The sequence below is a fragment of the Paenibacillus albidus genome (genome assembly GCF_014644435.1).
Classification (GTDB): domain Bacteria; phylum Bacillota; class Bacilli; order Paenibacillales; family Paenibacillaceae; genus Paenibacillus_AQ; species Paenibacillus_AQ albidus.
In genome coordinates this window covers 13273-35372 of sequence record NZ_BMKR01000051.1, presented here as the reverse complement: position 1 = coordinate 35372, position 22100 = coordinate 13273, and the positions used below count along the sequence as shown (strand labels likewise).

21 protein-coding genes are annotated in these 22100 nt (G+C 52.6%); 16 read left to right on the top strand and 5 right to left on the bottom strand.

What is annotated here, in order from left to right:
- Window positions 1–6: 6 nt before the first annotated feature.
- A complete protein-coding gene (locus IEY53_RS31865; protein ID WP_189031989.1) occupies window positions 7–1140 on the bottom strand; it encodes a copper amine oxidase N-terminal domain-containing protein in 1134 nt (377 codons plus the stop codon).
- 109 nt (window positions 1141–1249) lie between these two features.
- The gene (locus IEY53_RS31860; RefSeq protein ID WP_189031987.1) at window positions 1250–1666 is read right to left on the bottom strand and encodes a MarR family winged helix-turn-helix transcriptional regulator; all 417 of its coding nucleotides are present in this window, start codon (window positions 1664–1666) and stop codon (window positions 1250–1252) included.
- A 156-nt stretch (window positions 1667–1822) separates the two neighbouring features.
- On the opposite strand from IEY53_RS31860, the gene IEY53_RS35525 reads away from it, so the two are divergent.
- The 7 genes from IEY53_RS35525 (at window position 1823) to IEY53_RS31835 (ending at window position 5696) form a co-directional block, all read left to right on the top strand.
- Entirely contained in the window at window positions 1823–2077 is a 255-nt protein-coding gene (locus IEY53_RS35525) for a DUF2798 domain-containing protein (protein WP_229696460.1), read from the top strand.
- Between the two features lie 11 nt (window positions 2078–2088).
- Window positions 2089–2295, top strand: a complete 207-nt coding sequence (locus IEY53_RS35520) for a DUF2798 domain-containing protein (protein ID WP_229696459.1) — start codon at window positions 2089–2091, stop codon at window positions 2293–2295.
- A gap of 39 nt (window positions 2296–2334) precedes the next feature.
- On the top strand, window positions 2335–3540 hold the full coding sequence (locus tag IEY53_RS31850) for an AraC family transcriptional regulator (protein ID WP_189031985.1): 1206 nt from the start codon (window positions 2335–2337) through the stop codon (window positions 3538–3540).
- A 40-nt stretch (window positions 3541–3580) separates the two neighbouring features.
- Window positions 3581–4600, top strand: a complete 1020-nt coding sequence (locus IEY53_RS31845) for an ABC transporter substrate-binding protein (protein ID WP_229696458.1) — start codon at window positions 3581–3583, stop codon at window positions 4598–4600.
- Window positions 4593–5159: an alpha/beta hydrolase gene (locus tag IEY53_RS31840; RefSeq protein WP_229696457.1), complete on the top strand. Its 567-nt coding sequence runs from the start codon at window positions 4593–4595 to the stop codon at window positions 5157–5159. The genes IEY53_RS31845 and IEY53_RS31840 overlap by 8 nt, the downstream gene beginning before the upstream one ends.
- A complete protein-coding gene (locus IEY53_RS35515; protein ID WP_229696456.1) occupies window positions 5156–5425 on the top strand; it encodes a hypothetical protein in 270 nt (89 codons plus the stop codon). The genes IEY53_RS31840 and IEY53_RS35515 overlap by 4 nt, the downstream gene beginning before the upstream one ends.
- Before the next feature lie 73 nt (window positions 5426–5498).
- On the top strand, window positions 5499–5696 hold the full coding sequence (locus tag IEY53_RS31835; RefSeq protein WP_189031983.1) for a hypothetical protein: 198 nt from the start codon (window positions 5499–5501) through the stop codon (window positions 5694–5696).
- A gap of 144 nt (window positions 5697–5840) precedes the next feature.
- Here IEY53_RS31835 and IEY53_RS31830 read toward each other — a convergent pair whose 3' ends face one another.
- Together IEY53_RS31830 and IEY53_RS31825 are read right to left on the bottom strand one after the other, a co-directional pair.
- Window positions 5841–6998, bottom strand: a complete 1158-nt coding sequence (locus IEY53_RS31830) for a glycosyltransferase family 4 protein (protein ID WP_189031982.1) — start codon at window positions 6996–6998, stop codon at window positions 5841–5843.
- An 81-nt stretch (window positions 6999–7079) separates the two neighbouring features.
- Entirely contained in the window at window positions 7080–8063 is a 984-nt protein-coding gene (locus tag IEY53_RS31825; protein WP_189031981.1) for a zinc dependent phospholipase C family protein, read from the bottom strand.
- A gap of 178 nt (window positions 8064–8241) precedes the next feature.
- Between IEY53_RS31825 and IEY53_RS31820 the strand changes: the two genes are divergently transcribed.
- From IEY53_RS31820 to IEY53_RS31785, 8 genes are all read left to right on the top strand, one after another.
- Window positions 8242–12450: a choice-of-anchor I family protein gene (locus IEY53_RS31820; RefSeq protein WP_189031980.1), complete on the top strand. Its 4209-nt coding sequence runs from the start codon at window positions 8242–8244 to the stop codon at window positions 12448–12450.
- A gap of 98 nt (window positions 12451–12548) precedes the next feature.
- Window positions 12549–12965, top strand: a complete 417-nt coding sequence (locus IEY53_RS31815; RefSeq protein WP_189031979.1) for a VOC family protein — start codon at window positions 12549–12551, stop codon at window positions 12963–12965.
- Window positions 12966–13761: 796 nt separating this feature from the next.
- Entirely contained in the window at window positions 13762–14550 is a 789-nt protein-coding gene (locus IEY53_RS31810) for a helix-turn-helix domain-containing protein (RefSeq protein WP_229696455.1), read from the top strand.
- Between the two features lie 506 nt (window positions 14551–15056).
- Window positions 15057–15596, top strand: a complete 540-nt coding sequence (locus IEY53_RS31805) for a hypothetical protein (protein ID WP_189031977.1) — start codon at window positions 15057–15059, stop codon at window positions 15594–15596.
- 4 nt (window positions 15597–15600) lie between these two features.
- Window positions 15601–16242: a hypothetical protein gene (locus tag IEY53_RS31800; RefSeq protein WP_189031976.1), complete on the top strand. Its 642-nt coding sequence runs from the start codon at window positions 15601–15603 to the stop codon at window positions 16240–16242.
- 38 nt (window positions 16243–16280) lie between these two features.
- Window positions 16281–16904, top strand: coding sequence for a hypothetical protein (locus tag IEY53_RS31795; protein WP_189031975.1), 624 nt, complete (start codon window positions 16281–16283; stop codon window positions 16902–16904).
- 23 nt (window positions 16905–16927) lie between these two features.
- A complete protein-coding gene (locus IEY53_RS31790) occupies window positions 16928–17566 on the top strand; it encodes a hypothetical protein (protein ID WP_189031973.1) in 639 nt (212 codons plus the stop codon).
- Between the two features lie 146 nt (window positions 17567–17712).
- The gene (locus IEY53_RS31785; RefSeq protein WP_189031971.1) at window positions 17713–18849 is read left to right on the top strand and encodes a 5-methyltetrahydropteroyltriglutamate--homocysteine S-methyltransferase; all 1137 of its coding nucleotides are present in this window, start codon (window positions 17713–17715) and stop codon (window positions 18847–18849) included.
- 280 nt (window positions 18850–19129) lie between these two features.
- Here IEY53_RS31785 and IEY53_RS31780 read toward each other — a convergent pair whose 3' ends face one another.
- Window positions 19130–20032 carry a helix-turn-helix domain-containing protein gene (locus IEY53_RS31780; protein WP_189031970.1) on the bottom strand — a complete coding sequence of 301 codons (903 nt, stop codon included), beginning with the start codon at window positions 20030–20032 and terminating at the stop codon, window positions 19130–19132.
- A 352-nt stretch (window positions 20033–20384) separates the two neighbouring features.
- Between IEY53_RS31780 and treC the strand changes: the two genes are divergently transcribed.
- A complete protein-coding gene (treC, locus tag IEY53_RS31775) occupies window positions 20385–22091 on the top strand; it encodes an alpha,alpha-phosphotrehalase (RefSeq protein ID WP_189031969.1) in 1707 nt (568 codons plus the stop codon).
- The last annotated feature ends 9 nt before the right edge of the window (window positions 22092–22100 follow it).

The window sequence follows — 22100 nt, the reverse complement described above, 5'->3', positions numbered from 1 at the left end:
TGCTAATTATTTGGTTCCAATAATGTACGTGACGGTCTGTGGTTTCCCCTCCGGCAAAGGAGTATAGGTGAACGTTAGGGTATTCGCCTTCCGGGCTGTCAGTGTCAGCATTCTGGTCAAATAATACGGATCGCTGCCATCGGCACGGTCCCATTCCTGGCGGTCGGCCGCACGGATCAGCTTTTGACTGAGATTCACATGATTCTCCGTAGCGATCTCAATGGCGAATAACTGCGTCGTCGATTTGGAACGTACCAGCGCTACATCGGGGGCTGCATATTCGATGACAAAAGGTTTGGTTAGTCCGGTTAGCTGCTCCAGGTCAAAGGATTCGCCAAGTGTACCTTCCTTGTTAATATACTGGAGATTTTGCCCGTCAGTCATAAAAAGCTGGGTAGAGGCTGGCTGGGTCTGGGGGCCATAGGCTGGTGTAACGTAGTGGTAATCCATCTGTTTTAGGATACTGCCCTTATGCACAAGCGCCTGATACCCGTTGCTGAAGTCGTTGAACATAGAGTAGTGCTGATCGGTGATCTGGAGCAGGTCCGTTGCTTGTCCAGCAGCAGTAATGGTGAAGTCATGGTTATAGGGTGAACCGGTCAGCGGCAGTGCCCCGGCCAGTTCGGGTTTGGCAGATGGAGAAATGCGAACATAAAGGTCGCCGTTTTTCTGCGATACCCAGTACGTCCGGTTTTGCAAAGTGGCGGTCTTGAACCGGGGATCGTCTACGATATTCAGGCTGCCGTTTTTCTTGTCGAACCATGTTTTGCCGCCAAGTGCCTGAACCGCCGATACCAGCGGCACGTACACGCTGCCTTTGATCATTCGTGGCGGTTTGGTCAGCTTCGACGGTTGATTATTTACAGTAACCGAAGCCGTACCTGCTGTGAACGTGACTTCACGCTCGGGCCGGATCAGTTTGGCCAGTTTAGCATTCTGATCCCAGTTCAGTGTATATCCCATAGACTCGGCGAGCGGTTTGAGGGGAACCAAGGTGGTTCCTTCGGCAATAACCTGGCTGCTGCGTAAGCCGGTATCGCTGAAATTTAACATAATCGGGTTCTCGGCAGCGGCAGCCGTTCCTGTACTCAGGGTAAAAGCGGCGGCTATCATGCCGAGTGAGATTTTCCATTTGTTCATAACATGTCTGTCTCCTTTGAATAGGTGATTATTTACCTATAAGATTGAGACGTCATAGTATGGAAAAAGTTGCAAAATAGGCATGGCGTGGCCGAGCAGATCCCCGGGTTCAGGATTCCAGCCAGTCCTCTTTCAGCAGGGCTTTGATCAGCTCAACACGTTCCGGGCCCAGTTTGTCTGCGATTTGCTGTTCCAGTTGCCTTTTGACAATTAACATCTTCCGGTTGCATTCGATTCCTTTGGGTGTCAGCACAAGATGCTTGTCCCGCTGATTATTCGCCACGTCCACACCCTCAATATAACCGCGGGACAGCAGGCCTTGAATACTCTTATGGGTACCCTGGCGCGAAATGTTGATGATCCGGCTGATCTCCGAGATCGAGAGCATCTTATGGGCTTCCAGCACCGCCAAAATATGCGATTCGGTTTTGTTGATTTGCCCGGGACTAAGTTCGGTGACTTTTTGACGTAAAAACAGATGTTTTTCGCTGAGTAGATCAATGAGATTCAATTCCTGAAGATTCATTTGCTTGAGAACACCCCTATAGTTGAGCCTTATGGACATTATAAAGCCAGTATAAACTTATTCGCCATATTGTCAACTTGGTTGACGTTTTGAGGGTTGCGGTGATATTGTAAACCGGGTGGACAAAACATAAAAATAAAGGAGTCTGGAAGAAAAATGGGAAGAAACAAAAAAGAGGCTTTTGTATTCACACTAATCATGTGTGCCTTAATGGTCCTTGGAATGAGCATTTATAACGTTATCTTGCAGAAAGGCTGGTCTGCTGAAGTGTTGGGACATCTGGTAATCGGCTACCTGCCTGCATTCATAGTGGCGCTAGTTCTTGATGTGTTTGTGGTTGGCAAGATAGCCAAAGGTATCGTCCATCGAATCGTGAAACCCGCTGACCCGATGTCAAAAGAATCCTGCTGATCTCCGTATTCATGGTCACGGGCATGGTGCTGTTCATGTCTTTTTACGGAGCGGTTATGCAGGTCGGTCTAACCCGGGCCTTGCCTGCCGCTTATCTATCCGCGATGGAGCTGAACGTGATCTGTGCGCTGCCGCTGCAGCTGCTGATAGTTGGGCCTTTGACCCGGTTCCTTTTCCTGAAAATGTACCCGCTCATTGATAATCATTATCAATATTAACTATACTATAAGTATCAAAGTTGGATGATGGAGGTACTTATGAGAACACAAACCGGCGGATCCAAAGAAACAGCAGGTGTACAGAAGAGCCGGATGGGGCTGTCTGAAGTCCGTCAATATATGGAACATCATTATGATCAGCCCTTGACCATTGAACAGCTGTCGGGGATGGCGGGCATCAGTGCGAAGTATTTTGTCAATCTGTTCAAAAAAACATACGGACAAAGCGCGATGGAATATCTGACCGATATCCGGATCAACCGGGCGAAACGGTATTTGAGCGAGTCGGATGAACGCCTACGGGATATTGCCCATAAGGTGGGCTATAGCGATGAGTTTTATTTTAGCCGCAAATTTAAAAAAGAGGTCGGCATGCCGCCCTCAGCCTACAGCAGACAGAGCGGAGCACACATTGCAGCTTGTACACCGGCTATGATGGGACAATTGCTGGCGTTGGGGATCATGCCTGTCGCGGCTCCGCTCGATCCCAAATGGACACCGTATTACTATAATGCTTACGCATTACAGATCAAAGTGCATTTGAAATATGGCGGAGAACTGCAAGGGGCAGACGGGAATAAGCTGGCCAAAGTCCGGCCCGACAAATGTATCGGGACAGAGTCCCTGCCCGAGGAAGCAAGACGGAGGGTGGAGGATGCCGCGCAGACCCTGATCGTCTCCTCGCAACATTTGGATTGGAAAGAGCAGCTGGTCCAGATTGCCGGGTATGTAGAGCGGGAGGAGCAGGCGTCTGCCTGGCTTGCGGCCTATGAGATTCAAATGCAACGGACCCGGGACAAGCTCAGCCGGGTGATCGGAGAAGATACAGTGGTTGTTCTGCGAATCTACGGAACAGGTTTATATGCTTATTGTAACCGCGGTATCCGTGATGTGTTATATCAGGACTTGCAGCTCTCACCTGCCTATAAAGCGGGAACGTTATACAATCACGAGTTGTCTCTGGAGACATTGGTTACGGTTGATCCGGGCCGGATTCTGATTCTGGTCTGTGCAGAACCTGCCTCCCGGGCGGCCTGGCTGTCGCTCCAGCGAAACAAGGGCTGGCAGAAGCTGAGGGCAGTGCGAAGTGCAGAGGTCTATCCGATCCCCTCCGATCCGTGGTACGAATATTCTGCGGTAGCGGTCAGCCGGATGATGGATGAAATGCTGCTCCTGTTTACGGGAAAATGTCCAAACCCGCTGATAGATACAGTCCATGGCAGCCCTGGAAGGGGTAAGCTATAATTCTCCTAAATGAGAATAGTTATCACAGGGGGAGAGTTTATTGAAAAAAATATCGGTGTTATTGCTTATGATGTTACTTGCTGCCAGTCTGCTTGTTGCCTGCGGGACAAAGACGGAAGCGGAGAATGAACCGGGTGAAGCTGGCGTTGCGCCGTCCGCAGCACCGGCAGCTTCACCGTCCGCAGCACCCAGTAGGGACCCGGAATCTGCTGCAGAAACGGCTGAGACCCGGGTGATTACCGACGAACTGGGTCATGACCTGACGATCCCGGCCAAACCTGTGAAGGTCTTCGCTCCTTATATGGAAGACTCGCTGGTGAGCTTGGGCGTGAAGCCCGTAGCCCAATGGGCCAATGGCGATGCGGTTCAGGAGTATCTGCAGGACAAGCTGGGGGGTGTGCCGGGCATTAGCTTCACCGGTGGACTTCCGCCTTCACCGGAAGCGGTGCTGGATCTGGCACCGGATCTGATTATTCTGCATACGGCCCATTATGCCAAGGACGGGGTGTACGAGAAATACTCGAAGATCGCACCAACCTATGTGTTCAACAATGCTGCCGGGGACCTGAAAGGTTCAATTACGAAGCTCGGCGAGCTGCTGGGCAGACCGGCTGAAGCCGAGTTGGCCCTGCAGGCCCATGAGCTTAAAGTGAAGGAAGCCAAAGCGAAGCTGGCCCCTTATGTGGAGGGCAAAAAAGCAGCATTAATCAACTTCAACGGCAAAGGCATGTATTTGATTGGCGGCAATTATTTTGGCGGATATGTGCTGTCACAGGAACTGGGCATTGGCAAAAGCAAGCTGGTGGAAACGGAAAACAGTGCCGACGTATCGCTGGAGATCGTGCCGCAGATTGATGCCGACTATATTTTTACCATTAATTATCAAGGTACGGGCTCTGCCTTTATCCAGGAATTAACCGGAAGTCCAATCTGGAAGAGCATGCCTGCCGCCAAAGCCGGACATGTATACGAAGTCAGTGATAAATACTGGACAGGCAGCGGATTGATCGCCTATGGCAAAATTATTGATGATGTTGTGAGACTGCTGGCCCATGAGTAACATAACCGTTTCATCCTACAGTATGGAAGGTAGTGTGGAATGGGTGATGCACTCCGCCCATAACGGACGGGAATACCGGATTTATATCTCCGTTCCCAAGGGAGCGCCTCCGGCGGGTGGTTATCCGGTCATTTATGCCTTGGATGGGGATGCTGTGTTCGGCACCTTAGCCGAAGCGGCCCGGCTGCAGACCCGCAAGCCGCACGGCTATGACCCGGCAGTAATTGTGGGCATTGGTTATCCGTCCCGGGAGCCTTTTGATATGAGCCGGCGCTGTTATGACTTTACGACTCCCGCGCTTGCTGAGAATCTTCCGGTGCGTCCCCGGGGAGAGGGGTGGCCGGAAAGCGGGGGAGCGGATAACTTTCTGGATTTTATCCAGCATGAGCTGAAGCCGGAGCTCACCGCAGCCTACCCGCTTCATCCGCACAGGCAAACCGTGTTCGGCCATTCCTTGGGCGGGCTGCTGGTACTGCATGCCTTGTTCAGCCGCCCGAAACTTTGGCAAACTATGTTGCAGGCAGCCCTTCCATCTGGTGGAATCAGCATCAGGTATTGAGCACACGGGCAGCCTTTGAAGCAGAGCGCCTTCGCAGAGAAGGGAATACGCGCCTGCTGATTACAATTGGAGCGGATGAGCTTCCCGGAATGGTCGAGGACGCGGAACGGCTGGCGGCGAGCCTGGCGCCATTGGCAGCCAAAGGGTTCCACTCGTTGCTGATTAAGTTCGCAGATGAAGGCCATGTCAGCGTCTTGCCCGCAGCCATCAGCCGGATGCTGGAATTTGCCCTTGCTGATCCTGTGAAGGCTGGAGGAGCGATTTAGACGCGGCCGCTTTTAGATTCCTCCAGATTGGTTATATTTAGAATAAGGATCATACCAAGAGGAGGTAAGGATGATGAACAAGGATATTCCACCGGAAATACCGCCAAAGGTGTTCCCTGAAATCCAACCGGATGCCATCCCGGAGCCGAAAGCGCCGGATATTCCGCCTGAGATCAGGCCGGATGTGCAGCCCGAGGTCATTCCCCCGGACAATCCGGAAATTACACCGCCGGCTCCTACGGAGAACACTTCCCAGCAAGGGCCGATCTAATCCAAGGCATGTATGAGAAAAACGAGCTGAACCATAACTTATTCCCGTTGGGGTATCCTGAAGCCATGGAATGGCGGAGGGACGCTCCTTTTTATATTTCTCCCGAAATCAAACTTACTGTTGAGCTTAGGGCTGCTTAGCCCTCTATGCAGTAAAAATCTTGCGCTCCCGCCTGCTGCGCCGGGTCTCTACTATTTCTTCATAATCACGGATCAGGGTATCGAACACAGTGTCCCAGGATCGTTCCAATGCCATCCGCCGGCCTTCAAGGCCCATGGCGGCTGAAGCATCGGGGTGCGCCCCCCAGGTACAGATTCCCCGGATCAAATCTGCGGCACTGCCGGGTTTCACCATCACGCCGTTGCGGCCCGGAATGACCAGATCCCGCACACCGCCCGCATCGGCAGCAATGACCGGCAGTCCCGAGGCCATAGCCTCCAGGACGACATTGCCGAAGGTCTCGGTGCTGGACGGGAAGACGAACAGGTCGGCCGCCGCATACAGCGCTGCAAGTTCTTCCCCGTGCTTATAGCCGGTGAAGGTCACATTGTCCGGGGCGGCGGCCCGCATCTCCGGCAGCAGGGGGCCGTCCCCCACGATCAGAAAGTGTACCTGCCGCTGCATTGATTCCGGCAGCTGCAACATCGTGCGGGTGAGGGTGGCGATATCTTTTTCCGGGGCAATCCGCCCTACATAGAGCAGAAGCAGCTTCGCTGTTATTCCGTACTGTTCCCGGACCGCTGGGGTCCGTTTCAACGGTGAATACAGCTGACAGTCGATGCCGCGGGACCACAGGCGCAGCCGGTTGATGCCTTGCATGCGCAGCGAAGTTACGGTCTCCCGGGAAGGGGCAAGGGTGGAATCGCAGGAACGGTGGAACCAGCGGATATATTTCCAGTAGAGGGGGGCCATCCGGTCCATCCGGTAATAGGCCAGGTACCGGTCAAAATGGGTATGGTAGGAGACAACATGGGGAAGCTGGTGCCGCTGAGCGTAACGAAGGCCGCACAGACCCAGATTAAAAGGGGTAGCCAGGTGCAGCAGATCGGGCTGAAAGGCCTGCAGCTCATGATGGATCTGAGCCGTATTCGGCAGTGCCAGCCGGCATTCGGGATAGAGGAAAAAAGGAATACTGGCGATAGGACGGACTGGATCGGCATAACTGTCCTCCGGTGCCGAGCGGGGCGTGAACAACAGATGTTCGATGCCGCGCCGGTGCAAATGTCCGGTCAAGCGGTGAAGGGTGCGGGCGACGCCGTTGGTTTGCGGAAGAAACGTATCCGTAAATAAAGCCAGACGCATGGAATCCCTCCCAAGACTTCTTGTATGCTTCAAAGCGTAGCAGGCGAATATTTGCAGGGCATCAAGCGGAGGTTAAACATTCTAACTTCCGGTGTTCCCTCCCCAGATCGGCTCGGCATACCTGTTGACCAGGTTGCTGTTGCAGGCTTTGCCGGTATCATAAGAACGGTTATCCAGTACTTGCACCAAGACGTCAAGCTTGCATGCGGCCTCTGCCGTATCTGTACAGGCGAGCCAATCCGCCAAGGCCCCGAACACAAGCCGTCCTTCGTCCAGCGCCTGTTCCCACAGATCCCAGACACTAGCCGTAGCGACTTCGGAATACATTGCGGAATGCCTCCACTCGGCATGCCGTTCATTCAGATAATCGAGCTGCTCATCGTCAGGCGTAAGCTTCTGGTAAAAGAACCGCCGTGCCCCGCCCCAGAGAAGCGATTTCTTCCAGCCCTTGGGGTCGTATAGGCATTTATGGGCCAGCACCATATCCAGGTAGGCTTCATTCCAGCATTCGCAAGGGAAGTGAGCCATAACCTCCGGGTACCACTCTCTGGCAGTTTCGTGCAGGATAGTCTGGATGGAAGAAGGAAAACCGGACCCGATATTAATTTCTTTCCAGGCAGGTTTCTTCCAGGTATCCTCTCCCTTAAGCCGGTTCATGAACACGGTATCCAGCATAATCTCGAACCGCTGATGATTCCGTCCCGCATAGCCTGCTTTCCAGTTGATATAAGGATGGAGATTGCGGTCCAGCAGATGATGGGTGATAAATCCCAGAAAATAGAGCTGGGCATCATTCCGCTCCGAAGCTGGAAGGGTGAGCGTCCGCTGCCAGAAAGAGAGCAGCACCGGCCCGCAGTGGCGGGAGTGCATCAGATCGCCGAGATGGACGGCCCGAAGGTTGTGCCGCCAAGGTAAAAAGCTGTGGTACAGCAGGAAATCCGGCCCTTGACAGCCGAGCAGATACAAGCTGCGCCGTTTCTCCATTCCCGTAAGCCACGGCAACTGTTCCCTGAACTCTTCCGCAAGCTTTTGTCCAAATTCAAGATGCATCCAGATGTTGGGCATGTTAAATCTCCTCCCTTTTCCCTGAGCTTATAGAACCAGTGTACCGGACGGAAATTAACGGAAGCTTAAAATAAGTCATGGAAAATGTAAGAGGTAAAAGATATGAGGGTAATCCGGGAGCGGGATGAAGCCGGAAGCACGGTCGTTTACATCCCCGTTACGAAAAGCTGCATTACAGATGATGCTTGTCCTCTATGATGAATGGAAACTGTTCATGGGAGTGAATAATGACTTGAAATCATCAGGCAAAGCAGTACTATCTTTTCTAATCGCTGCCGAAATGGTGCTGGGCTCAGGCTGGGCTGCAGGACCAGTGGTGGCTGCGGCGGCTCCTCAAGCAGGTGCGCCATATACGGCTGACGGCAGCTATGATGTAAGCGTTCCCCATATCATTGTGAATCAGATTTATGGCGGGGGCGATCCGGGAACGACAGGGGGCTACTTTTCTTCAGGATATATTGAGCTCTATAACCAGACGGACACGGATGTGGATTTGAAGGGGTGGTCCCTTCAATACTCGGACCCGAATATGAACGGCACATGGAGCAAACTGGATTTGAGCGGGACGATCAAAGCCCATTCCTCTTACCTTGTTACAGACAGTAAGGTCAACCCTTCCTTTCAAAATGATATCCGTACAAAAGGAGACCAGGTATGGCCGGAACTTCTGTTCTACAATAAGGGGATGAAGGTCGTCCTGTTAAGCAGCACGGAACTTCTTCAGGCCGCCAATCCGTTTCAGGACAGACCCGAAGGTTATGTCGATATGATCGGCACCGCAGGCAACGATAACGGATCGACCATTGACGGCTACGAAAATGATTATCCTACCGGCAAGACGGAAGGGACCTCCAAGCAAAAGTCAGTCCGCCGCGATCAGTTCACCGATACCGACAACAATAAAGCGGATCTTAGACAGATCGGCTTTGAAACCCTGGATGCCGGTGCGCTGAATTTGTTCCGGCCGCATAACCGTGCGGATGGACCATGGGGGATTTCTGTGCCGGAGCTGGGGATTGCCACCCAGGCCCTGCCCGATGCCAGAGTGGGTTCTCCCTATTCGGTAACACTTGCCGTATACGGCGGCGTGGGCCCATACATATTTGCAGCGTCAGGGCTGCCTGAGGGGTTGACCCTTGAAGCATCATCCGGCAAGATAACCGGGACCCCTTCACTTGAGGGCAGTAATACTGTCACTCTCTCGGTATACGACAGTTCCAGTGTCCCGATGACCGCACAAAGTGTGCTCTCCCTGCAAGTGGAGAAAGCTGCGGGGGGGGCAACCCCGGATCGGATCAGTATAACCAAGATTGGCGGGTACTCCGTAGGAACGACCAATAAAGATGGCGGCGTGGCCGAGATTGTGAGATATAACCCGGATAACGGAAAGTTCTATCTGGTTAATGGTTCCTCCCATCCGGCGACAGTGGATATCGTGAACCTGGGAGAGGGCACCCATCCGCAAAAGGAGACCAGTATTAATGTTGAGGCGTTGTCCGAAACGGACGGGTTCCAATATGGGGATCTGACCAGCGTGGATATTAATACCGCTACTCAGCGGATCGCCGTTGCTGTTCAGGAAGCAGACGGCATGAAAAACGGCAAGGTGCTAGTGCTGGATTATTCCGGAGAGCTGCTGGCTTCCTATGAAGCGGGCGTGCAACCGGATATGGTCAAGTTCACCAAGGATGGACGGAACATTCTGACGGCGGATGAAGCAGAGCCGCGTTCGCTGGAAGGTGACCCCGAGGGCAGCGTAACGGTAATTGATACGGTGCTGAATTCCGTAGATAAAGTTAAATTCACTGACCCGTCGGTGATTGACGATCTTGTGCATATCCGCGGGGCAGCGGACCCTGTAACGAAGCAGATTATGGGCGCAGGCGCAAAGGAAGATGCCGTCAGGGATCTTGAGCCGGAGTTCATCGAATTGTCCGGGGATCAGAGAACGGCGTATGTCGCGCTTCAGGAGAATAATGCGATAGCGGCTGTGGATATTGCTTCCAGGCAAGTACTGTGGGTGAAAGGGCTGGGTGTGAAGGATCTAAATGATCCCCGCAACGCGCTGGATCTGCTCAAGGATGACCGCATTCATCTGGAAAACGTACCTTTCTACGGTGTCTACATGCCCGACGGGATCTCGGGGTATAGCGTAGGCGGCAAGTCTTACCTGTTCACGGCCAATGAAGGCGATGCTACGGAATGGGACAGCAAAGTCAATGCCAGTAAGGTAGGCGACATGAAGGGGCTGCTGCTGCCGAAATCGCCTGCTGCGTTGTTCCTGAATGGTCAATCGCAATATGACGGTGTGGAAGTAATGTCGGACATGGGTCATGACGGGATTTACATGTATGGCGCGCGTTCCTTCTCGATCTGGGATGCGGATACGATGAAGCAGGTGTATGACAGCGGCAGTGATTTTGAGAAGATTACGGCGGAGCGTCTGCCGGACGTATTCAATGCCAGCAACAGCAATACGACCTTGGACAGCCGCAGTCCCAAAAAAGGCCCGGAACCGGAATATGTCAAAGTGGGCCAAGTGGGCCAAAAAGCGCTGGCCTTCATAGGCCTGGAGCGTATCGGCGGGCTGATGACCTATGATGTTACGAACCCGGAGCAGCCCGGCTTCGTGAGTTACATCCATTCACGTGAATTCACGCCGAAGAACAACCTGAATACCGATACCGGACCGGAAGGGATCGATTATATCCCGGCAACGGCCAGCCCCACGGGACTGCCGCTCGTGCTGGTCGCGAATGAGGTAGGAGGCACGGTAGCTGTCTATCAATTGAATGTAACGAAGGTGACGCTGGATCAAGCTTCATTATCCTTGAAGGCAGGTGGGGCAACAGCAAGCCTTCAGGCAACAGTGGTTCCTGTAGGAGAAGGCGCTGCTACGGCAACCTGGATCTCCTCGAATCCTGAGGTGGCATCTGTGGACAGCAGCGGCAAGGTGACTCCGCTCACTCAAGGGGAAGCTGTGATCTCGGCGTACAGTGCCGATGGCTACGGCGAAGCTCAGGCCAAGGTCAGCGTGTCGGAGGCTGATCCGGTTGCGCCGAGTCCAGAGCCATCGCCAAGCCCAAGCCCAAGCCCGGCTCCAAGTCCAGGCGGCAATTCGGGCTCGAATCCGGGGACGGTGCCAGGTTCGTCACCAAGTCCAAGTCCGGCCGCAAGCCCGAACGGCGCGGCTTCTTCTCCTAATGTAACTGTGGAAGGCAGTAAAGTGATTCTGAAGGTCAATGGCGTTCTGGATACAGCTGGGCAAGCTTCGGCTACATTAGACTTGAAGACACTGGAAGCTGCAATGGGACGGATGACTGCGGGTGCAGACGGTGAACTGGTCGTACGTCTGGACAGCGATGGGGCGGCTCAGAAAGTCAGGCTGAATCTTCCTGCCGGTGTGTTCAAGGCGATTAGCACCAGTGCGGCCAGCAGAGTGACCTGGGATACGGCAATCGGAAGCGTGAGCTTCAACCGTGCTGCGCTGGAAGCCGTAAGTTCTGCGGCGGGTACGGAAGAGATTTCCTTCTCCGTAGCCAAATCCACTGCGGCTGCCTCGGCCAAGGTGGGCGGCCGTCCGGTGGTAGATCTTACACTCCGTGCCGGAAGCAAGACCCTGGGCCAACTTGGCCAAGGCAGGGTTACTGTCAACATCCCTTACACGTTGTCTGCCGACGAAGACCCGAAGGCTCTGGTTGCTTATTCCAGGTCTGAGAAGGGTGTGTTCTCAGCCATTCCGCACAGCAGCTATGACGCTTTAGCCGGGGCCTTGACCTTTACTGCCAACCATTTCTCTACCTTTGCTGTAGGGTATAACCCCGTGTCCTTTGCGGATATCGGGAACAGCTATGCCCGGGATGCCATAACGTACCTGGCTGCGCGGGAGGTTATATCCGGCGTCAGCGAAGGCAGATTCGCTCCAAAGTCAGGACTGACCAGAGCGGACGCTACCCTGCTCCTAGCCCACATGGGGGGCGCGGATCTGAGTACAGCGGCGGAGAGCAGCTTCACGGATGTGAAGCCAAGCGACTATTATGCCGCAGCAGCTGCCTGGGGGAACCGGAACGGTATTGTCAGCGGCATTGGCGGGGGGCGTTTTGATCCCAAGGCGGGCGTTACACGGGAGCAGCTGGCTGTGATGATTCACCGTTTGGCGGAAGCGATGGACTGGAGCTTGCCTGTGAGTGCTGCCGGTGCTGCATTTGCGGACCAGCAGCAGATTTCCGCTTATGCCCTGGAAGCGGCAGAACAAATGCAGCAGGCGGGGATTATTTCGGGCAGAAGCACAGCCGGAAGTAACGGTAAGCAATTTGATCCGAAGGCAGCGGCTTCGCGTGAGGAGACCGCACAAATGCTGGCCAAGCTGCTTAAGCTGGCGGAGTAAGTACAGTTAAAATTCAAGAGAGCAATTGATAAGAAATCAAAATTTGAAATTATGTTATACTTCGGATAGTTAAATATTCCAATTCAGAGGTGATTCCGATGGCTTTTCAAGCTAAGCAGATTTTTGTCAACTTGCCCGTGAAGGATTTAAAGAAATCCATTGCCTTTTTTACGGAGATCGGATTTGAGTTCAATACCCAGATGACGGACGAGAATGCGACCTCTATGATTATCAGCGAGAATATTTATGTCATGCTGCTGGTGGAAGAATTCTTCAAATCCTTTACGAATAAAGCCATCGGGGATACAACGGAGCAGGCGGAAGTCATCGTTGCTTTGTCTGCCGGAAGCAGGGAAGAAGTGGACGAAGTGGTGAACAAAGCTTTGGCTGCCGGTGCAGGCCATTACAATGATCCAGTGGACCACGGATTTATGTATACCCGGAGCTTTAAGGATCTCGACGGGCATCTGTGGGAAGTCTTCATTATGGAAGAAATGCCACCTGCAGAGGGGTAAGCTCGTTGCCGTACCGCTGGGTGTCCCAAAGCCATCAAATGGCTCCGGGACACCCTTTTTGTTTTCGTTTAGGAAATTTGTAATGCCCAAAAATGTGGATATCTTGGAAGCTTCAAATAAAATAGGCGGTGCAGGAGGATTGGGCTCCATTAGCGGAGTCAAGCGGACATAGAAAACCCTATTTTGCGAAAAAGTCTGCTTTCCTGGCGAATTCGGACTCAGGAGCCGTTATATCGTTCGTTTGAGCCTAGAATGAGGGGAGAGGGGACAATTAGCGGAATCTCTGTCCGTTTGTTCTGCTGAATAGACGAATCCTCCCCAATAACGGAATTCCTGTCCGCATCAGCCGCAGATAGATCGTGAAAAGGGGCCTCATCGTGTCCGCAGAGGAACCCACGCAAAATCGCACAGTCAACAATTGTCTTAACCACGCTATAGGGGCGAGAGTTGTGCACGTTGTACAACAATGTGAGTTCTAAGCAAGCCAAGTGACGATAATCTTGCCTATTATACAACAATCCGGCATCGTAAGCCCGAGTTGTTATTCACCCGCCAGGGTGATTTTGTTCTTCGGGTAAGCTGTATGTAGACCCTTGGATAGACGCTCCGAAGGATTGTTGTTCCACAAGCCGCCAATGACCAAAAACGATAGAGGCCTGTCTCATGCGTAGCAAAACCTACTCTTGAGAGTGCCTCTTTTTGTTGTTCCATATCCTTCAAATTTATGTTAAAATATACGCGAACTGATGTTCTAATATCTTCATTCATACAGAGCAGGAAGAGGTGCAGCACAGAGGTGACGAATCCCTATCCGGAAATTGACGGTGTTATTGCGTATATTCATCAGCATATCTACGATCCGCTCCCCCTCTCCAAGCTGGCCAGCTACGCAGGCTACAGTCCCTATCATTTCACACGTGTATTCAAAAAGAGAATCGGCCTGCCGCCTTTATATTACGTCTCTTCTGTGCGGCTGCAAAAAGCCAAGGATCTGCTCCTCCAGACGGATCTGGGCATCCGCGATATCGCGCTGGAGATTGGGCAGCAAAGCCTTGGCACCTTCACTACACGATTTGCCGGGCGCGTTGGCGCGACACCTGCGGAATTCCGCAATTCCAGGCTGGAGGCGGACAACCATATGAATGCTTTGCAGAGGCTTGGCGAATGGAAGGGGATCTATCCCGGGCAGTTGCCCTATAACACCATCCAGGGCACAGTTGAGGCGGAGGTTCCTTTTCAGGGCGTAATCCTGATCGGATTATTCGCGCGGCCTATCCCCGAAGGATTTCCTCTCTACGGCACCCTGCTGTCCGAACTTGGCAAGTTCAGCTTCTCGAATGTGAAGCCCGGTACCTATTTTCTGATGGCAACCTCCATTGCCTGGGGAACCGCTGCGGTGGATGTTCTGCTTCCGCACCGTACGTTGCGTACAAGGTCCAGAAACCCCATCGTCGTCCAGCCATATACGAGGGTTCCTTATCAGGAGGTCCGGCTGCATGTCCCGCGTCTCGACGACCCGCCGATCCTGATCTCGCTGCCGCTGCTGATGAACCGGTTCCTTAGCCGGATGCTGGTGAAATCCTGAAGCTTTTTCCTAAAGAAGGATGCATTACTTGGCTGCCGCGACCTGGGAGCCTGCGCGTAATTACATAATAATGAGTGCTGCTTGATGAGCGGTGATTTCCAGTGAGTATGATTATATAAGCTGAACTTTTAAAACTGAATAAGAGGTATAAGTGACGGAGGGGAATTTTGGAACTGGGGGAGCGGAAGCGACCGCCGGATTTCAAATGCTATATAAATTGAATCTGAATCTTTAAGAATAAGGGAAGAGTGACGGAGGGGAATTTTGGAACTGGAGGAGCGGAAGCGACCGCCTTTGTCTGCAGATTTCAACCATAAACAATGGTATAAATAAAGAAATCTGCAGACAACAGCGGCCGGAAGTCCAAACATTTGCCGTAGTCATGATCAAATCCCAATTAGAGAATTTAAGTTCAGCTTATATAGTATAGTAAAATATAGGATGTCAAAGTGTTGTTTTGTAAGTAGAGTAGAGAGAAGTAGAGTAAAGTAAAGGAGTGTAAGATGATGAACTTTCGATGGAGCATGATGAAAAAAATGGCGGCAGTCTTGGGCATTGTCCTGATACTGGCCGGCTGCAGCGCCTCTTCTTCGGCAGCGGAGCTGCCGCTGGATGAACAAGAGGTGAAGAGCCTGATGGCCGAGAAGATGAAGGTACAGGATTGGCAGTTCTCCCAAAAAGAAGATCAATTTATATTCAGCTCTAATCCATCCGATACGGGGGCTAACGGCACAACATATGGCGTAAACGCCAATACAGGTACGGTGTATGACGAGACTTCCGGCATGCCACTGACCAATCTTGTTATGAAAGCTGCGTCCGGTTTCACGGATATTCAGGATGGCAATAAGTATCTTGCACAGCTGGTGGAGTTATCGCAGGCTATTCTGGACGATAACGGGCTGGTGGCTGCATCTGAAAACTGGATACAGGGCGGATACAAGGACGGATTTCTGTATGGTGATGTTACCAAGGATGAACAGGCAATGAGCATAAAGTTCGATGTCTTCACCAAGGAATGGTCAGAGATCAAAGGGGGCGAATAGGCAGATGAAGAAATGTGAACATCCTTTGCCGGAACCGGAGGCACTGCGGATGTTGTGGCGGAAGCTCGCCGCACTGGACCTGATTATGAGCGAAACAAAGTGGCTGCGAGTGCACCTCTATGAGCCGGACTGGACAGCAGAGGCAACTCTTGGCATTGTGGACAACGGTGCGGGTGACAATATGCATGTTGTTTTTGCTCCGGAGGGAGTGGTCCTCAAAGGGTTTGACCATATGTCAGCAATGAGTCCGCATGCCCGGGAAGAATATGAGGTCTGGCCGGGCATTTACGATGAGGTGCCTGCCGGGCTGCTTGCTTATTTACGGCGTGACCCGGATGTTTTTGATGCGGACGATACGACGTTTTGCCTATGGCGGAGCAGCGACGATGCTGAATGGAGAGCAGGTGAACCGGCAGATGCCGAAGGGCTGGATGACGGGGCTGACTTCCTGCTGGGATTCCTGGAACCGACACCGGAAGAATATGCGGATTGGGCAGGTACCTATTTCGACAAGCCGATCTCTTTATCCGCAGTGCAATATATCTATAACGGGCAGCCGGTGACGGAAGCGGTTATTGCGGAGCTGAACCCGGAGCGGGATGTGGCAGCGGCGATGGAAGAGTTGAAGGTGCTGGGTTTCATTTAGTGAAACTCCAGATAGGTAACAGAAAGGAGAGACCTGCGGTGGAAATTACACTGGAACAAGCGTTGACCCGCTTTACCCAGCTGCATTGGCAGTATGGACAACCTGGGGAGTTCAAGCCGCTTTCCGCGGATTTTGAATGGAATGATCCGGTTCATTTATCCAAGGAACTGCTCTATTTCTATGGACAGGCGGCTCCTGTACAAGGAACGGGATTCGATCTGGCCGGAAGGCCGCTGGATCTGCTGGCACCGGAACAATTATTCGTGCAATCCTTCGGATACCGCTGGCCCGCCCCAGCCCCGGATTTTGATCCGTACGATACGCCGCTCGTTGAGCAGCCGGATTACTGGAAGGAAGGCTGGCAGCTGATTGCGCTGCATAACGGGGAGCCGGTGATTGCTTCCACGCATGAAGCCGGGACTCCCGTGTATGCGGGGTACGAATCCGGCCTCCCTTTACCAGTGGCGGACAGCTTCGCCGGGTTTCTTACCGCGTTAGGCGCTGCACTTCAGGTTGAATACGGGGAATGGAGCGGGAAGGAGGCGTATGACGAAGAGACTTTTGAATGGAGCGCGGTGTTCCTGCAAGAGGTCGCTGACGCGGTAACGCCTTATGCCGGGGAGCAGAACTTAGCGTCATTTATGAAATTTTTCTACGGATAAGAACTATAAAAGGAGGGAGTGTTATGCGGCGGTTTGTGGATGAACTGGGTGAGCCTTATTCTTTTTATCATCTGGCCGAGCCGTATTCAGATAGCACAAGTGGCCTTACCGGGGGACATGTGGCGGTGAAATGCCCGGAATGCAGCCAGCTTGCCCACATCACCCTTAAGGAAGGGCGGCGGGAGGTGCGGTGTACGAAATGTTTTTTTCATAAGGTGGAACAGCCTGTGTACCGCTTCACGGCAAGCGGTATCTGCCAGAGCTGCGAACGGTGGTTCAACGTAGAATTGGGGGAGAAGTTGCAGATGCCGCACAAGAACATTCGCCTCTCCTGCCCTCACTGCGGTAAAGCGAATCAGGTCCCGGTCAATCAGAAACCTGCGGCCAGGTACACCGTGTACCGGGATATCCGCCGCTCCTCAGATCCGGTCTTTGGGCTGGAGCTGTATTATCTGGACTATTTCCGGGGCAAGCCGGTATGGGCAGTGAACCGCAAACATTTGAATTATTTGATCGCCTATCTGTCTGCCTCGATTCGTCAGAAGCCTACCGGCGTGTACAAACGTGCTGCATCATACCGCCTGCCCCAGTATATGAAGGATGCGAAGAACCGGAGTGCCGTGGTGAAACTTCTGCGCAAAATGCAGCTGAAAGCGGATTGAAGCCGAACCAAACCTGATTCAGGAGAATTTCATTATAACCTGAAGCTATAACCGGATGAAGGTAATGGGAGTTACGCTGTAGCAGCGCTGCTGTGGTATCTTTCTTGTAACGGAATTTACTACAGGAGATAAAGGAGATTACAACCATGAGCAGTACAGCCGAGCAAACAACCAAACGAGCAGTTACCCCTTTCCGGCATGATATGGTCGGCAGCTTCCTGCGCCCGCAGGTGATCAAGGAGGCCAGAATCCAGTTTCAGAACAATGAAATCACGGCGGACGAGTTAAAACAAATCGAGGACCGCGAGATCATCAAGCTGGTGGAGAAACAGAAATCCGTGGGCCTGCAAGCCGTCACCGACGGTGAATTCAGACGGTCCTGGTGGCATCTCGATTTCTTTTGGGGCCTGGACGGCGTAGAGAAGGTACTGCTGGACAAAGGGTACCAGTTCCACGGGGAAGAGACCCGCGGCGAAACAGCCCGACTGTCCGGCAAAATCTCCAGTGGCGTGCACCCGTTCATTGAAGATTTTAAGTTTCTGAAGTCTGTAGCCGGCGGTGATGTCGTGGCCCGCCAGACGATTCCGGCACCGGCCCAGTTCCTGGCGGAGCTGATTCGTCCAGACAACAAAGTCAGCACGGATGAACATTACAGCAGCACGGATGAACTTGTAGCAGATATTGCGCAGGCTTACCGGACAGCGATTCTGGCTTTCTACGAAGCGGGCTGCCGCAGCCTGCAGCTGGATGACTGCACATGGGGTATGTTGTGCGACAAGAATTTTGCCGCGATTATGGGGCAGCAGGGTGTGGATGTCGCCGATGTAGCCAAGCTGTATGCTCATGTGAATAAACAAGCCATTGCCGATTTGCCGGATGATCTGGTCATTACCACACATGTCTGCCGCGGGAATTACCACTCGACTTGGGCTTCCTCGGGCGGCTATGAGCCGGTGGCCGAGACGTTGTTCGGGATCGACAACATTGACGGCTACTACCTGGAGTTCGATACGGACCGTGCCGGAGACTTCACACCGCTCAAGGCGCTGAAGGATCAGCAGGTTGTTCTCGGTCTGGTCTCCTCCAAAATCGGTGAACTCGAAGATAAGCAGGAAGTGATCAACCGGATCAGGGAAGCGGCGCAGTACGTGGACATCAACCATATCTGCCTCAGTCCGCAATGCGGCTTCGCCTCCACTGAGGAGGGCAATATTCTGACCGAAGAGCAGCAATGGAACAAACTGGCCTTTATCAAGGAAATCGCCGACGAGATCTGGAAATAGGCTGGAGATAGGTTGTTACCAAAGATACCCGGTGCCCCGATGGGGCGGCCGGGTATCTTTTTGGGGTTGGCAGACACGCGCCTGATGTATTTCGTGCAGCAGAATAACCGGATTCAAGCGCCCAGGGAGGTGTCTGATGTATTTAGTACATCAGACATCCGCTGGGAGTGGCTTAAACCAGCCGATATGTGAAATTTGGCTGTATAAAATACAGCAGATTGGGAGTTTAGCGCTGAAAAATTGGATTCTGCTGCACTTTTTGCATCAAAACGCCCCCGAGCTAGGCTTTTCGCACCGGCCGCAGGACGGCATAGCCGTAACCTTCGGGAAAATGGCGCTGGTAGTCCTGCATCCCCTGCTCATTCCACACATAGCCCAGCTGCTGCGGATCATAACTCCATGCGAGCGTTTCAACAGCCTTCATAACCTCACCGTTGTGCTTCAGATAGTCAAAAGGCGGATAAGCGAACACTAGATATTCCGACTCGGGTATCTCCCTGCATGTCATTCCCGGGGGGATTATGCCGCTGTAATCGGCCGCCACCGGTATGCCGTAGAGATAACCTTTGCGTCCGTTCTCCATGAACCAGCCCGCTGTTTGTCCCAGTTGTCCCGAAAGGGTATGGTTGGATAAACTCTCCAGTGTGCCGCTGATTTCATCGCAATCATGCCCGTTCTTCCAGAAACTCCCGTAATTCGTAGAGTCGATGTCCCAGATGCCGATGAATTTGTGCGCGGGGATGAACTCTACGGTGATCTGAGGTTCCTTTATTGCTTCTTTGTTCATGTTATTTCGCTCCTTGCTCCAGTAATGGTAAGGAGAGAATACTTCGATGCGGGTGGTTAAGGAAATGGGGCGCGGACAGCTGCGGTAGACCCGTGGAGTTACGCCGAATGCTTTGACAAAAGCCCGTGTGAACGCCTCCTGCGAGGAAAATCCATAGGTGACGGCTATATCCAGAATACGTGTGTCAGTATCGCGGAGAGTAAGGGCAGCAAGGCTGATCCTGCGCATGCGGATATAGTCTCTCAGAGTCATTCCTGTCAACATATGAAACTGCCTTGTGCAATAATAAGGGGAATAACCAAGCTGATCTGACATCTCCAGTAGTGTAGGGGTTTCAGTAAGATGTTCGTCAATCCAATCCACCATCCGCTGCACCATTTCATTCCATTCATACATAGAAGGTCCCTCCTTTCGTTATTACTGTACCAAAAGCCGGGGCGGGTATATTTGATCTGACTTGTTGTGCTTATAGTCACTACTATACTATATTCTATTGCTCTTTTTGGCAGCTGGCTTGGCCGGTGCGCAAAAAAGGAGCATTTTTGCGTTTCTTGGAAAAAAGGCCTTTAAAATGAATCAGAGTTGGTAAAAAAGGGAAGGGGAGTGGAGGTAAGATTTTGAAAATACGGCCTGGTATCTTGTATATACAAGTTCAAATATGCTAAAGTGGGTTAATAACTTGTATATACAAGATTCCGATTGCAGATTTGCATAGCGCTTTCAAAAACAGCCAAGGAGGATTCAGCTTATGGAAAACATGAGAGCACAGGAGTGGTGGCGCCGTTCAACCGTTTATCAGGTATATCCCAAAAGCTTCAAGGACTCATCCGGCAGCGGAGAAGGGGATATTCGCGGCCTCACGGAGAAGCTGGATTATTTGCAGAAGCTGGGGATTGATATCATTTGGCTTCAGCCGGTGTATGTCTCGCCGCAGCATGATAACGGTTACGACGTGGCCGATTACTGCGAGATTAATCCTGAATTCGGTACGATGGCGGATTTCGATGAACTGGCGAAGGAGATTCGCCTTAGAGGCATGCATCTGATGCTCGATATCGTCGTCAACCACTCTTCCACGGATCATAAGTGGTTCCAGCAGGCCCGGCAGTCGAAGGAGAATCCATACCGAAATTATTACATATGGAGAGATCCCAAGCCTGACGGGAGTGCCCCGAATAACTGGCAGTCCAAATTTGGCGGCTCGGCCTGGCAATATGATGAAGCCACCGGCCAATATTTTCTGACTCTGTTTGACAAAACACAAGCCGATCTGAACTGGGAGAATCCGGCGGTCCGGGAAGAAGTGGTGAAGCTGATGACTTTCTGGGCAGACAAGGGTGTCAGCGGCTTCCGCATGGATGTGATCAACCTGATCTCCAAAGACCAGGAGTTCCCGGAGGATGACGGCAGCCTTCCACCGGGTGACGGACGCCGCTTCTATACCGACGGCCCGCGGGTTCATGAGTATGTCAAAGACATGTACAAGGAAGTCTTTGGTCCGAACAATATGGTGACGGTAGGTGAGATGTCTTCCACTACACTGGAACACTGCATCCGTTACTCTAACCCGGAGGAACGGGAATTTTCGATGACCTTCAACTTCCACCACTTGAAGGTGGATTATCCGAACGGGCAGAAGTGGGAGCTCATGCCCTATGATTTCGAACAATTGAAACAACTGTTTTCGGAGTGGCAGACCGGCATGCAGGCGGGAGGCGGCTGGAACGCCCTCTTTTTCAACAATCATGACCAGCCCCGGGCCTTGTCGCGCTTCGCGGATGACGGTGAATACCGGGCGGAGAGCGCCAAAATGCTGGCCACTACGCTGCACGGCCTTCAAGGCACCCCATATGTGTATCAGGGGGAAGAAATCGGCATGCCTAATCCGTACTGGAACGATATGAGTGAGCTGCGGGATATCGAATCACGGAACATGTTCAAGATCTTGCAGGAGGAACGCGGCAAAACAGCGGAAGAGGCGCTGAATATCATCAGGCAGCGTTCACGCGATAATTCCCGGACGCCAATGCAGTGGAATGACGGGCCACAGGCCGGATTTACCACCGGCACACCGTGGATCAAGGTGGATGAGCGTTACCCGGAGATTAATGTGGAAAGCCAACTGGCGGACCCGTATTCTATCCTGAATCATTATAAAAAGCTGATTGCGCTGCGCAAGAGCGTGGACGTCATTACGAACGGCCGCTATGAACGGCTGGATGAAGGCCATCCGCAAGTATTCGCCTACGCGCGGATCAGCACAAGCGAGACACTTGTGGTCGTATCGAACTTCAGCGCCCGGCAGGCGGTATTCGTGTTGCCGGAAGCTTTTGCAGACGTTAGCCTGGAGGGATCGGCCTACGAATTGTTGGCTTCCAATACTGAGACAACCCCACTGCTGCAGCGTGAAATCGAACTGTCCCCATATGCTTCTTATATGTGGGTTATCCGGTAGTGGGGATTG

Bases quoted from the DNA above. Each gene is read 5' to 3' on its own strand.
- IEY53_RS31865 (WP_189031989.1), bottom strand. From the start codon at position 1,140: ATGAACAAATGGAAAATCTCACTCGGCATGATAGCCGCCGCTTTTACC.
- IEY53_RS31860 (WP_189031987.1), bottom strand. From the start codon at position 1,666: ATGAATCTTCAGGAATTGAATCTCATTGATCTACTCAGCGAAAAACAT.
- IEY53_RS35525 (WP_229696460.1), top strand. From the start codon at position 1,823: ATGGGAAGAAACAAAAAAGAGGCTTTTGTATTCACACTAATCATGTGT.
- IEY53_RS35520 (WP_229696459.1), top strand. From the start codon at position 2,089: ATGGTCACGGGCATGGTGCTGTTCATGTCTTTTTACGGAGCGGTTATG.
- IEY53_RS31850 (WP_189031985.1), top strand. From the start codon at position 2,335: ATGAGAACACAAACCGGCGGATCCAAAGAAACAGCAGGTGTACAGAAG.
- IEY53_RS31840 (WP_229696457.1), top strand. From the start codon at position 4,593: ATGAGTAACATAACCGTTTCATCCTACAGTATGGAAGGTAGTGTGGAA.
- IEY53_RS31835 (WP_189031983.1), top strand. From the start codon at position 5,499: ATGAACAAGGATATTCCACCGGAAATACCGCCAAAGGTGTTCCCTGAA.
- IEY53_RS31830 (WP_189031982.1), bottom strand. From the start codon at position 6,998: ATGCGTCTGGCTTTATTTACGGATACGTTTCTTCCGCAAACCAACGGC.
- IEY53_RS31825 (WP_189031981.1), bottom strand. From the start codon at position 8,063: ATGCCCAACATCTGGATGCATCTTGAATTTGGACAAAAGCTTGCGGAA.
- IEY53_RS31820 (WP_189031980.1), top strand. From the start codon at position 8,242: ATGATGCTTGTCCTCTATGATGAATGGAAACTGTTCATGGGAGTGAAT.
- IEY53_RS31815 (WP_189031979.1), top strand. From the start codon at position 12,549: ATGGCTTTTCAAGCTAAGCAGATTTTTGTCAACTTGCCCGTGAAGGAT.
- IEY53_RS31805 (WP_189031977.1), top strand. From the start codon at position 15,057: ATGAACTTTCGATGGAGCATGATGAAAAAAATGGCGGCAGTCTTGGGC.
- IEY53_RS31800 (WP_189031976.1), top strand. From the start codon at position 15,601: ATGAAGAAATGTGAACATCCTTTGCCGGAACCGGAGGCACTGCGGATG.
- IEY53_RS31790 (WP_189031973.1), top strand. From the start codon at position 16,928: ATGCGGCGGTTTGTGGATGAACTGGGTGAGCCTTATTCTTTTTATCAT.
- IEY53_RS31785 (WP_189031971.1), top strand. From the start codon at position 17,713: ATGAGCAGTACAGCCGAGCAAACAACCAAACGAGCAGTTACCCCTTTC.
- IEY53_RS31780 (WP_189031970.1), bottom strand. From the start codon at position 20,032: ATGTATGAATGGAATGAAATGGTGCAGCGGATGGTGGATTGGATTGAC.
- treC (WP_189031969.1), top strand. From the start codon at position 20,385: ATGGAAAACATGAGAGCACAGGAGTGGTGGCGCCGTTCAACCGTTTAT.